The organism is Alcaligenes nematophilus (assembly GCF_026344155.1).
GTDB classification, from domain to species: Bacteria; Pseudomonadota; Gammaproteobacteria; order Burkholderiales; family Burkholderiaceae_B; genus Alcaligenes; species Alcaligenes phenolicus.
The window spans coordinates 774,399-786,149 of sequence record NZ_JAPKMZ010000002.1 but is presented as its reverse complement, the minus strand read 5'-3'; the positions used below and the strand labels follow the sequence as shown (position 1 = coordinate 786,149).

The following is an 11,751-nucleotide window of genomic DNA, read 5'->3' as shown; positions in this document are numbered from 1 at the left end:
TAATATTGAAGTGCAGCGCAACCCGCGCTTGACACCTTCGTAACCGCTGCTAGTTGATCCGTACTGATCGCTAGCGGTGTGCTTCTTCCAATTGGCTGGGGCGTCCCTTAAAAAGACGACTCGGCAACCAGTTACGCTTGACGACCATAGCAAGGTGGTCCCACACCTTCCCATCCCGAACAGGACTGTGAAACGCCTTTGCGCCGATGATAGTGGACGGACGTCTGTGAAAGTAGGTCATCGTCAAGCTCTTATTCCTCAAAACCCCCGCAAGCATCCCTTGCGGGGGTTTTGTTTTAGGCGGCGACAAAAGCGCAGGCTACCGGCCTGTCTCGGATTGCTCGAAGGCCTGACCCTGGACCGCCCGGTTCAGGCGCACCGCCACCCCTCCTGGCCTGTTCTGGGCTACGTGTATTCCGTGTTCTTACCGACGCCGTTTGGCCTAAGCCTAGTAGATCGGTCATGGCATTCTGTCCCTGCACCATAGGATTGACGGACAATGCGTCGCTGCCTATCTGCAGGGTGGTCGTTCTACTCTACCCGCTTGTAGCATTAGTTGCTGAGCTTTCTGCACCAATCAGCTTTGATGACCAAGATAGGGCGCGTATAGCTTTCGGCATGAGGTTCTGTATGGCTATATGACGTACTTAGTCACTGCCTGTATTCGTCCTCCCTGATCCTTCTGAAATTCCTACTCAGTTTTCTCTTTAACGTCGACGTAGCTGGCTCTGCTAAGGCCTATTGCATCCATTCAGAATTCAAGTCGATTTGGAAATGAGGCTGTCCCCAATCAGTTTCCCCTCTCAATATTCCCTACCTCTAACATGGTCAAATTTGACCGCTTCTTGCTTGGATCTGTTCCTAAGTCATGCTGAACTAGCAGTTCTGACTATCTTTTTACGTCCTCTTTAAAGCCTCGATTTATCTGTTTGACGTGTATCAATCAGGCACCGAGCTAATCTGAACAAGAGGGAACGGAGTATGTCAGTCTAGCTATGGTTCTATTTGGCATACGGAAAAGATATGGCGGCTCAAGACATGGCCTCGCAGGCAAGCAATGAAGAATTGTCAGACACCAGGCTAGTGCAGGGTGAAGGGCCGGGACGCTGGAAGCGGATACAGGCCCAGCTGGCTCATCTGCCTATATTCAAGGAGCTGCCACCGGAACAGCTGGAGCCCATCGCTAAAGGTACTCAGGAAATACATGCTTTGCGTGGGACGACTTTATTTCACAGTGGTGACCCTTGTTTGGGCTTTCACATGTTGGTCTATGGTCGGGTGAAGCTGGTATTTGTCTCGTCCACGGGCTCAGAGCGCGTCGTTCGCCTGGTGGGGCCAGGAGAGGGGTTTGGTGAGGCGCTGATGTTCATGGGCCGTAATTACATTGTGACGGCCCAGACTTTGGTGGATTCTCTGCTTTTGCATATCAACAGAGACACCTTGATGGAGCAGCTGGAGAAGGGCAGTGATGTTGCCCGCCTGATGCTGGCTGGTTTAAGTGAGCGGCTTTATCGCTTGATGGGCGAGTTGGAGGCCTATACGCTGCAAAATGGTGTGCAACGTCTGGTGAATTACCTTTTGCAGGAGTGGCCGGGCGAAGAGGGTGTCCCTTTCAGGATCGATGTTGGTAAGTCCGTCATTGCTTCCCGCCTGAATCTGACCCCGGAGCACTTATCACGTACCTTGCGTGATTTGATGGACCGGGATCTGATTCGGGTTCAGCGACGTAATTTTACTATTCTGGACAGCGCGGCTTTGCGGCAATATGGTGCTCTGCCTGATATGCGTGGATAGCGCGCAGGCTATGGCGATAACGCTGCCAGGCTGCCCATAGATTCCATGACAGGATCGCAAAGGACAGCAGCAAGGCAGGTGCTGCCAACCACGCGAAAGATTCGACGCCCAAGCTTGCCCCTGTCCAGAGTATCAGGCCCAGGTTATGCAAAGCCCAATGCGCGCGGGCGGTGGACGCGGGGATGTAGTTGGCAGTCTTGGGAATAAGGCGCAAGAGGGCACGCGTGTGCTCGGTATTGTCCGTATCCATGCTGACATGCTCCTGGGCCTCCCGCCAAAGTAGAAAGGGCACGATGGTATAGAGCATCCCACAGACGACGGAACCCAAGGCTCCCATAATGAGCAAGACACCAATCGCCAGCTCTGCGTTGGAGGCGGCGGGATTGTGGGTCCAGAAGTTCAACAGAACAGCAATCAACAGGCTGCTTAAGGAGCTATACCAGAATAAAGTGCTGGCTCCTGCTGTCGGACGCTTGCGTTTCCAGAGGCGCGCCCACGTAATCACCGCCCATAAGCCGTAGCTTAAAAAGATCAGGTAGGTGACCAGATCACGCACAGGTAACCAGGAGCCAGGTAAGGAGGCCAGGGCCCACTGTGCAATCAACAGGGCTCCTACGACCCAAGGTAGCCAACGTACTAGAGGCGCTGGGTAGAGTTCGGTGATTTGAAAAATAGGCAGCAGTTGGAACGACATGGCAATCAGCAGCAAGCCTGCCCAAGCTGCCAGGCCCATCGTCATGTGCAGATTCAGCAAATTGGCGACGGCTTGTTCGCTTGCCAGGGCGACCAGCATGGCAAGCCCCGTTGAGACAGTCAGCAACAGTCCCAGCAAAGCCAGTCGGATAGGAGCAACGATTTCTTTGGCGCCGCGAAAGACGTCGCGCCGAGAGCGCCACAAGGCCAGCATGGCAGTCAGTAGATAAGCCCCCAAAGCAAAGGCAAGACAAGCGCCTGCCAGCGTGTAAGCCCAGCTTTGCCAGCTAAGAAAGCCCGTCATCAGAAATAGTGTGCCAGCGCTGAGCAAGCCCCAAAAAGCTAGCGCCTGACCGCGTGATACCTGAATACGCACATTGCAGGCCACGGCCAGGATATGTGCCAAAGAGGCAAACATGGCGCTGCCCACGATCCCCAAGGTCCAGGCATGGGTTATGGCCAAGGTAGCGGGGTGCCAGCGGGAGTTGAATAATTCCGGTCCGCTATAGAGCGCCAGCATGGCAGCCAGCAGTCCAAAAAAAGGGACATTCGCAAACAAGGGCAAGGTCAGTGACAAAGAGGGTGACTGATCCAGCGATAAAGCGCGTTGCATAGACTTAGTTCCTGCGGATGATGAGCTTGAAGCCGTTTTCTTGGTGGGTGCCGTGATACTTGAAGCCGCTGCGTCGCAGGATTTCATACAAGGGGAAGGGCTCTCGATCCAGCCACATGAGCAAGGCCTGGGTAGGAGCCAGTTCAGCCAGTGCTTCCAGGCAATGCTCCAAAGGCTCGGGTGCGGGCAGGCCGCGAGTATCCAGCGTGATCTCAGTTTGTGTCATCAAGACTCCAGCACGAAAGGCTTGGAAGGCATTGTGGACCATTCTGCCCGCCTATGGCGCAGGCAAAGTGGGACTTGTTTGCCACGGGTCAGGAGGTGGGAAGAATTTGATATGCGTTAAGGCCCCTTAATTTCAGAGCAGGCATAGTGGTGGTCTTGTCGAGCCAGGATCCACCCTGGCCAGATTGCTGATCGGGGAGTGTCATGAATACAGCGTCCACGGCTTTAGCCGCGTCCGATAACCCGCAGATGGAACTGGTTTGCCCAGCGGGCAGCTTGCCTGCTTTGAAAGCAGCCATTGATAACGGAGCCGATAGTGTCTATCTGGGGTTCCGGGATGCCACCAATGCCCGGAACTTTGCCGGGCTTAATTTTGATGCACAGGCGATTGCACAAGGGATTGATTACGCACACCAGCGCGGCCGCAAAGTTTTGCTGGCTCTCAATACCTACCCGCAACCCAATACCTGGCAACAGTGGCGCGACGCGGTGGACCGAGCTGCCCAGGCTCAGGTCGATGCGGTCATCATGGCAGACCCAGGATTGATGGCCTATGCCAGTCAGGCACATCCCAATCTGCGCTTGCACTTGTCGGTGCAGGGTTCAGCCACCAATCCGGAAGCCATCAAGTATTACCACCAGAACTTCGGTATTCAGCGCGTGGTTTTGCCGCGTGTCCTGTCCATGACCCAAGTGGAGCAGGTCTGTGAGCAGGTCCCTGTTCAGGTTGAGGTTTTTGGCTTTGGCAGCTTGTGCGTGATGGTGGAGGGCCGCTGTGCCTTGTCCTCCTATGCCACTGGTGAGTCCCCCAATACACATGGAGTCTGTTCCCCCGCCGGGCATGTGCGCTGGGAGCAGACAGATCAGGGTCTGGAGTCGCGTCTGAATGGTGTGTTGATCGACCGCTATCAGGATGGTGAAAACGCGGCTTACCCCACTTTGTGCAAAGGGCGTTTTGATGTGGCGGGCGAAAACTATTACGCACTGGAAGAGCCCACCAGCCTGAACACCTTGTCCTTGTTGCCACAACTGTTGGCGGCGGGTGTCAGCGCAATCAAGATTGAAGGCCGACAGCGCAGCCCGGCTTATGTGGCTCAAGTTACTCAGGTATGGCGGCAAGCCATTGATTCGGCCAAATCCACGCCAGCCCGTTATTCAGTCCATCCGGCCTGGATGGGGGCTTTGAACAAACTGGCCGAAGGGCAGCAACATACGCTGGGTGCCTATTCTCGGCCCTGGAAGTAGAGCATGGGAGGCTCAATCATGAAATTATCTTTAGGCCCCTTGCAGTATTACTGGTCCCGCGTTGCCACGATGCAGTTTTATGAGTCGGCCTGCGACTGGCCGATCGATGTGGTGTATCTGGGCGAGACCGTATGTTCGCGTCGTCATGAGCTACGACTGGATGATTGGCTGGATATTGCCCAGATGCTGGCCCAGGCTGGCAAGGTGCCGGTTCTGTCTAGTCAGATCTTGCTGGAGTCCGGGCGGGACGTGAATACGCTACGCAAGGTCACCGAACAGGCTGATTATCTGGTCGAAGCCAATGATATGGGAGCAGTACGTTTGATGCAGGGTCGGGACTTTGTCGCCGGCCCTTTTTTAAATGTTTATAACGGGCCAGTGCTGGATTTGATTGCTTCTCAAGGCGCGGTGCGTTGGGTGATGCCTCTGGAAATGGGCCGTGCAGGATTGGCGCAGTTGCAGCAAGACAGACCTGCCGGTTTGGAAACCGAGGTCTTTGCCTTCGGGCGTTTGCCCCTGGCTTTCTCGGCCCGTTGCTTTGCGGCGCGTAACCGCAATCTGCCTAAGGACAATTGCCAGTACGTATGCATGGACTATCCCGATGGCTTGCTGCTGGAAACCCGTGAAGGGCAGGGTTTTCTGACGATTAACGGTATCCAGACTCAATCCGCCTGGGTGTACACCTTACTGGAGCAGGTACAGGATTTGCGCGATTTGGGTGTGAATATGCTGCGTTTGAGTCCGCAATCTCAGCATATGGATGCGGTCGTGCATTTGTTTAATGACGTGATTCAGGGGCGTATTCAGGCAAGGGATGCCCACGAGGATATGCTGCCTTTACTGCCCGCTAAGGCCTGCAACGGTTTCTGGCATGGTCGCCCCGGTTTGGAATGGGTGTCGCCGGTGTCAGAGCGTTTTTAAGGGAGGGATGGAAGAATGAATGAAATAACGACTCCCCGTTTACCCGCTGTTGTGGCGGGTGTTTTAAGCCGATTACCTCCGTGGCCCGGCTCCCGCTTGTTTTGTACGGGCTTGAACGTGCTGATGCGTCCGCACTTGCCGGCTGACATTGCGGAACGGTTGGAAGGGCGAGCTTTACGCATACAGGTGGCGGATGCCGGCTTAGCGTTTGACTATACGTGGCGCCAAGGGGCTTTTTACCCTCTGTCGGCACGCGCACAACATCCGGATTTGACCCTGAAAGCGGATCTTTGGGCTTTTTATCAGCTTTTGCAGAGGCAGGAAGATCCGGATACCTTGTTCTTTAATCGACGTCTGTCGATTGAGGGTGATACCGAATTGGGACTGATGGTGAAAAACACCCTGGACGCCTTGGACCCCGATATTCTGCATCCGCGTGCAGTGCTTAAACAGGGTAAAGCGGCTTTACAGGATGTGCTGCGCCGCCCGATACGCACCCCCGCTTCTTCCTGAGACAATTAAGAGCGTCGCACTTCAAAGTGCGGAAACAGCTTCTGGAGGTTTTCCAAAACTTCCGCTCCTGGGTAGGCCTGCAAAGCCTGCCCAGTTTCATTCAGGAAATCGTCATCACAGCCTTGTGTGCGGAAAATCTGCACGGCATAGCGCTGGACGCCCAGCTCATGCAGGTGTTGTCCCAAAGCTTGTACCGAGGCGGGACTGTGCAACTGGGGATGAATAGTGCTGCGGCACTCAAACAGAACGTCTTCGTTCAGCAGCAACTGCAAACTGCGTAAGGGCGCAGCGGCACTATTGCTGCGTTGAGTAATGGCGTCGTAGTGACTGAACTCTGCCTTGATATCCAGGCCTATCCAGTCCACCCAAGGCAGGATTTCCAGCAGTCTGGCCGGATGTGTGCCGGCCGTGTGTAAACCGATTTTGAAACCCAGCCTGCGCACCGCGCGGATGGCGGGGCCCAGGGCTGGGTCCAGTGTGGGCTCGCCGCCGCTAAACACGACGGCATCCAGCAGGCCGACGCGGCGATTCAGAAAGTCCAGCAAGGCGTTCCAATCAATAGCACTGTCTGGTGTGCGCTCTTGCAGGTGGGGGTTGTGGCAGTAGCCACAGCGCCAGGGGCAGCCTTGCACAAAGATGACAGCGGCTAATTGGCCGGGGTAATCCGTAGCCGAGAAAGGGGCGCAGCCACCCACTTTCAATGTCACTTTGTGGGCAGGCGTGGCCGGGTAAAGATGGCGCGTGGCGTAAGTCATGGAATTTGACCGGGCTGTTTATAGGGTGGGGACGGCATTGCTTGCGCAGGCGCTGGCTTCGGTGAAGTAGCGTCGCTCATGAAACTCACCTTGCTTGCCAATATTGAAAGACGACATGGGACGGTGATAGCCCATGACGCGTGTCCAGATTTCGCAAGGCTGGCGTTCGGAATCTTGAAGAGTGATGGTGTCGGTATTCATGAATAACTCCTTGGAAAAAAGGGCCGTCACGCTATGCGGATGTGACTAGCCTGGGTGTGTGCCAAGAGGCTGGTTGTAGATAAAGGCTGAGGACAACTAAAAGCCTGGTTTTAGTTGAGCCAAGTGGATTGGGTTTAGCCTGTCTTGGTAAAAAGTTGACTTGAAGAGATCGGCTTTAATGGACTGATGTCGGTGTCGGTGTCGGTGTCGGTGTCGGTGTCGGTGTCGGTGTCGGTGTCGGTGTCGACGACGGCGTTGACGTGTCCGCAATAACTTCGTTTTGAACGTCAGCCTCGGCCCGAGCTTGAGCTATCTTGTTGGCCAGCAATTCGCTGTCGCAATGCGGGCAAAACTCATGTTTTCCAGACAGATAGCCGTGCTTGGGGCAGATAGAAAATGTGGGCGTAACGGTGATGTAAGGCAAGGAAAAATGGTTCAAGGCTCGTTGCACCAGATTGCGGCAGGCATCAGTGCTGGACAGTGCTTCGGTCATATAGAGGTGCAGCACGGTGCCGCCGGTGTATTTGCCTTGCAGCTCGTCTTGTCGCTCCAATGCCTCGAAGGGGTCTTCAGTAAAGCCCACCGGCAGCTGTGAGGAATTGGTGTAGTAGGGCATTTGCTCGGTCCCTGCTTGCAGAATGTCGGGCCAGCGGGCGCGATCTTCTTTGGCAAAGCGGTAAGTGGTGCCCTCGGCAGGGGTGGCTTCCAAGTTGTACAGGTGGCCGGTACTTTCCTGAAACTCCACCATACGCTCCCGAATATGATCCAGCAAACGCAGGGCAAAGCGGTGCCCCCACGGCGTGCAAAGATTTTGCTTGTCCTGGGTAAAGTTGCGGATCATCTCGTTAATGCCGTTAACTCCCAGCGTGGAGAAGTGATTGCGCAAGGTGCCCAGATAGCGGCGTGTGTAGGGAAACAGCCCTTGGTCCATATGTTGCTGGATCACCGTGCGCTTGATTTCCAGGCTGTCACGACCCATTTCCAGCAGTTCATCCAAACGGGCAAACAGACCGGCTTCATCGCCTTGATACAGATAACCCAGGCGGGCGCAGTTCAGGGTGACCACTCCCAGGGAGCCAGTTTGTTCGGCAGAGCCAAACAAGCCATTACCGCGTTTGAGCAGCTCGCGCAGATCCAGCTGCAGGCGGCAGCACATGGAGCGGATCATATTAGGCTCCAGCTCGGAGTTAATGAAGTTCTGGAAGTAGGGCAGGCCATATTTGGCCGTCATGGCAAACAGGCGCTCGGCATTCGGGCTGTGCCAGTCAAAATCTCGGGTGATGTTGTAGGTGGGGATCGGAAAGGTGAAGGCACGGCCACGGGCATCGCCCTCGCTCATGACTTCGATATAGGCCTGGTTGATCATGTCCATTTCGGTCTGCAGATCCCCGTAGCAAAACGGCATTTCTTCGCCACCGATTTGCGGAACTTGCTCGCGCAGGTCGTCGGGGCACACCCAGTCAAAGGTCAGATTGGTAAAGGGCGTCTGTGTCCCCCAGCGCGAGGGTACGTTCAGGTTGTAGATCAGTTCCTGCATGCATTGGCGCACCTGCTTGTAGCTCAGGCCGTCCTTGCGGATGAAGGGTGCCATATAGGTATCAAAGGAGCTGAAGGCCTGGGCACCGGCCCATTCGTTCTGCAGGGTGCCCAGGAAATTGACGACCTGACCGACCGCACTGCTTAGATGACGGGGTGGGCCGGATTCGATTTTTCCGGGTACGCCATTGAGCCCTTCGTTCAGGAAAGTGCGCAAGGACCAGCCGGCGCAGTAGCCAGAGAGCATGTCCAGATCGTGGATGTGCAGGTCGGCCTGACGGTGTGCCTGGCCGATCGCTTCGGGGTAAACGTGGCTGAGCCAGTAGTTGGCAATCATCTTGCCCGAGCTGTTCAGAATCAGACCGCCCAGCGAATAGCCCTGGTTGGCATTGGCTTGCACGCGCCAGTCCTGGCGGTCCAGATATTCGGTAATGGAGCGGATGATGTCCAGCTGAGCAGCTGGACGCGTTGCTGTTTCCTGGGTAGCCATATTTTTCACCAAAACCTATATGTAGTGATTTTTAGGATTCACGACACTATATATGGTGGTTTTTGAAGGAGCTAGGCGATTGTTGTCCAGGCTTGATCTAGGTTAATTTTGTGCTCGAAGTGACTGGATCAAGGATTTTGTCGGAAAGAAGTCTTTGGGCACTCCTTACCCTTATCGCTCTTAGATGGAGATTTGCGAAGGCGAGATGGTCGTGCTGCCAGGTGTAAAGTGTTGGCTATGGCCATGCTATGCAAGCAAGCAAGCAAGCAAGCAAGCAAGCAAGCAAGCAAACAAGCAAGCTGTGCGTGCAAGTAGCGCAAGAGTAGCCGGTGGAATAACGCTGTAGCGGGCTTCACGGATACGCGGTGTACTTGCCCGTTATTGTGCGCCGTATCTTTTTTGGGGCGGCAAAAAATACCCGCTGACTTTTTACAGGCCAGCGGGTATTTCTTGAATAGCAGGACTTGAATAGGGGGTTTAGTGCTTGAATCGTGCTTTTAGCGCAATACAAAGTGCCTGCTGATACTGGCTGACTTGCTCAAGCAGGCGTTCTTCGTGGGAAGCCCAGCTTTGCTTTTGTTCTTCTGTGCGTGTGGGGGCGGGCGACCAGGCTGAATCCGGAAAGAACGGGTCGTCCTTCCAGCGAGGGATGATGTGCCAATGCAGATGAGGCACTTGATTTCCGAATTGAGCCAGATTGATCTTGGCGACTCCCAGTTGTTCACGCTGAGTCTGCTCAACCACATATACGGCTGCCATGATGTGCTGCCGTTGTTCTTCAGACAGGTCTGTCATTTCAGCCACATGATCTTGCCAGATTACTCGTGTATAGCCGGGAAACGGGCTGTCCGTGACGGCCATTACCTGCAGCCCTGCACCCGACCATAGCAATTGATCGGGTTTCAAGGCACACAGGGGGCAAGCGTGGGTGCTCATGCAGGCTGACCGAAGAACAGGTTCTGCAAGGCAACGCCTGGATCAGGTTCACGCATGAAGGCCTCACCGACCAGGAAGGCTTGCACCTGGTTCTCGCGCATCAGGGCCACATCTTCAATGGTGTGAATACCGCTTTCGGTGACAACGCGTTTTTCGCTGGGGATAAAGGGCAGCAGGTCCAGCGTGTTCTGGGTGCTGGTTTCAAAGGTGCGCAGATTGCGGTTATTGATGCCCAGCAGGCTGGTCTTCATTTGCAAGGCAATATCCAGCTCGGCGCGGTCATGTACTTCAACCAGTACGTCCATGCCCAGTTCGTGGGCCATTTCTTCGTACTCCATCAGCTGATCCTTCTCCAGCGCGGCGACGATCAGCAAGATGCAGTCGGCACCCATGGCTCGGGCATGGATGATCTGATAGGGGTCAATAATGAAGTCTTTGCGCAGTACGGGCAGTGCGCATACTGCACGGGCCTGGCGCAGGTGGTCGTAGGAACCCTGGAAATACTGGATATCGGTCAGGACCGACAGGCAGGCCGCCCCGTGGGCGGCGTAGCTGGAGGCAATCTCAGTCGGGTTGAAGTCGGCACGGATCACACCCTTGGACGGGGAGGCCTTTTTGACTTCCGCAATAATGGCAGGCTTGCCTTGAGCAATCTTGTCTTCAATGGCGCTGGCAAAGCCGCGCAGGTCGTTCCGGTTCTTCGCTTCGCGCAGCAGATCGGACTCGCTGCGCAGTTGGCGGGCGGTGACGACTTCAGCTCTTTTGGTGTCGAGGATCTTGGCCAGAATGTCGTTCATGGATTTAACTTCCTTGTATAAGCGCGGAATTGTTCGAGTTTTTCGCGTGCGGCACCGTTGGCAATGGCCTCAAAAGCCATGCGCAGGCCTTGTTCAATGGAGTCGGCGTGGTTGGCAGCATAGATGGCCAAACCAGCATTGAGGCCCACGATATCACGAGCCGTACCCTCTTGGTTATTGAGGGCTTCCATAATCATCACGGCAGATTCTTCCTTGCTGGAGACGCGAATGCTGCGGTTGGAGGTCATGGCCATGCCAAAGTCTTCGGGGTGAATTTCGTATTCCCGCACCTGACCGTCTTTCAGTTCGCCCACCAGGGTGGCCGCACCCAGAGAGGCTTCATCCATACCGTCCTTGCCGTGCACGATCAGCACGTGTTTGGCCCCCAGGCGTTGCATTACGCGCACCTGAATCCCCACCAGGTCCGGGTGGAAGACGCCCATCAATTGGTTGGTTGCTCCGGCCGGGTTGGTCAGTGGGCCCAGAATATTGAAAATAGTGCGAACGCCCAGCTCTTTGCGGACAGCAGCCACATTTTTCATGGCGCCGTGGTGAGCGGGGGCGAACATGAAACCAATATTGGTTTCGGCAATGCTTTGCGCCACTTGCTCGGGCGAGAAGGTCAGGTTCACGCCCAGGGCTTCCAGCACGTCCGCACTACCGGACGAGGAAGAGGCACTGCGGTTGCCGTGCTTGGCTACTTTCACTCCTACGGAGGCGGCCACAAACATGGAGGCGGTGGAGATATTGAAGGTATTGGAGCCGTCGCCACCTGTACCGCACATATCCAGCAGTTCGTCCGGATTAGGCGTAATGACGGGGGTGGCAAATTCGCGCATCACCTGGGCGGCGGCAGAAATTTCACCCACGCTTTCTTTTTTCACGCGCAAGCCCATCAGCAAGGCAGCCGCGATCTGAGGCGACATTTCGCCGCGCATGAGCATGCGCATCAGATGCAGCATTTCGTCGTGGAAGATTTCCCGGTGTTCGATACAGCGCACCAGTGCTTCGGTAGGAGTGATGGTGTTCATG

The 11,751-nt window shown here is 55.3% G+C and carries 12 protein-coding genes and 1 rRNA gene; 5 read left to right on the top strand and 8 right to left on the bottom strand.

The window, feature by feature from the left end:
• The first annotated feature begins 136 nt into the window (after window positions 1–136).
• A 5S ribosomal RNA gene (gene rrf / locus OSH04_RS08755) occupies window positions 137–249 on the top strand.
• A gap of 774 nt (window positions 250–1,023) precedes the next feature.
• A complete protein-coding gene (locus OSH04_RS08750; protein WP_052159203.1) occupies window positions 1,024–1,794 on the top strand; it encodes a Crp/Fnr family transcriptional regulator in 771 nt (256 codons plus the stop codon).
• On the opposite strand, the gene OSH04_RS08745 is transcribed toward OSH04_RS08750, so the two are convergent.
• Both OSH04_RS08745 and OSH04_RS08740 read right to left on the bottom strand, forming a co-directional pair.
• On the bottom strand, window positions 1,736–3,100 hold the full coding sequence (locus OSH04_RS08745; RefSeq protein WP_266108278.1) for a hypothetical protein: 1,365 nt from the start codon (window positions 3,098–3,100) through the stop codon (window positions 1,736–1,738). The genes OSH04_RS08750 and OSH04_RS08745 overlap by 59 nt on opposite strands.
• Before the next feature lie 4 nt (window positions 3,101–3,104).
• Entirely contained in the window at window positions 3,105–3,326 is a 222-nt protein-coding gene (locus OSH04_RS08740) for a DUF2249 domain-containing protein (protein ID WP_035268878.1), read from the bottom strand.
• Window positions 3,327–3,574: 248 nt separating this feature from the next.
• Between OSH04_RS08740 and ubiU the strand changes: the two genes are divergently transcribed.
• The 3 genes from ubiU to ubiT are packed head-to-tail and all read left to right on the top strand — an operon-like array spanning window position 3,575 to window position 6,004.
• Window positions 3,575–4,570 carry a ubiquinone anaerobic biosynthesis protein UbiU gene (gene ubiU / locus OSH04_RS08735; RefSeq protein ID WP_266108284.1) on the top strand — a complete coding sequence of 332 codons (996 nt, stop codon included), beginning with the start codon at window positions 3,575–3,577 and terminating at the stop codon, window positions 4,568–4,570.
• An 18-nt stretch (window positions 4,571–4,588) separates the two neighbouring features.
• Window positions 4,589–5,491, top strand: a complete 903-nt coding sequence (gene ubiV, locus OSH04_RS08730) for a ubiquinone anaerobic biosynthesis protein UbiV (protein ID WP_266108277.1) — start codon at window positions 4,589–4,591, stop codon at window positions 5,489–5,491.
• Between the two features lie 15 nt (window positions 5,492–5,506).
• A complete protein-coding gene (gene ubiT / locus OSH04_RS08725) occupies window positions 5,507–6,004 on the top strand; it encodes a ubiquinone anaerobic biosynthesis accessory factor UbiT (protein WP_254002568.1) in 498 nt (165 codons plus the stop codon).
• Between the two features lie 5 nt (window positions 6,005–6,009).
• On the opposite strand, the gene OSH04_RS08720 is transcribed toward ubiT, so the two are convergent.
• The 6 genes from OSH04_RS08720 to trpD form a co-directional block, all read right to left on the bottom strand.
• Complete coding sequence (locus tag OSH04_RS08720; protein ID WP_266108276.1) at window positions 6,010–6,759, bottom strand: anaerobic ribonucleoside-triphosphate reductase activating protein; 750 nt, start codon at window positions 6,757–6,759, stop codon at window positions 6,010–6,012.
• Between the two features lie 18 nt (window positions 6,760–6,777).
• Window positions 6,778–6,960, bottom strand: a complete 183-nt coding sequence (nrdD, locus tag OSH04_RS08715; protein WP_009458520.1) for an anaerobic ribonucleoside-triphosphate reductase — start codon at window positions 6,958–6,960, stop codon at window positions 6,778–6,780.
• A 175-nt stretch (window positions 6,961–7,135) separates the two neighbouring features.
• On the bottom strand, window positions 7,136–8,986 hold the full coding sequence (locus tag OSH04_RS08710) for a ribonucleoside triphosphate reductase (RefSeq protein ID WP_251196405.1): 1,851 nt from the start codon (window positions 8,984–8,986) through the stop codon (window positions 7,136–7,138).
• 477 nt (window positions 8,987–9,463) lie between these two features.
• Complete coding sequence (locus OSH04_RS08705) at window positions 9,464–9,922, bottom strand: HIT family protein (RefSeq protein WP_266108275.1); 459 nt, start codon at window positions 9,920–9,922, stop codon at window positions 9,464–9,466.
• Window positions 9,919–10,719, bottom strand: a complete 801-nt coding sequence (trpC, locus tag OSH04_RS08700; protein ID WP_009458523.1) for an indole-3-glycerol phosphate synthase TrpC — start codon at window positions 10,717–10,719, stop codon at window positions 9,919–9,921. Before trpC ends, OSH04_RS08705 begins: the two co-directional genes overlap by 4 nt.
• On the bottom strand, window positions 10,716–11,750 hold the full coding sequence (gene trpD / locus OSH04_RS08695; RefSeq protein ID WP_035268496.1) for an anthranilate phosphoribosyltransferase: 1,035 nt from the start codon (window positions 11,748–11,750) through the stop codon (window positions 10,716–10,718). Before trpD ends, trpC begins: the two co-directional genes overlap by 4 nt.
• Window position 11,751: the final 1 nt, after the last annotated feature.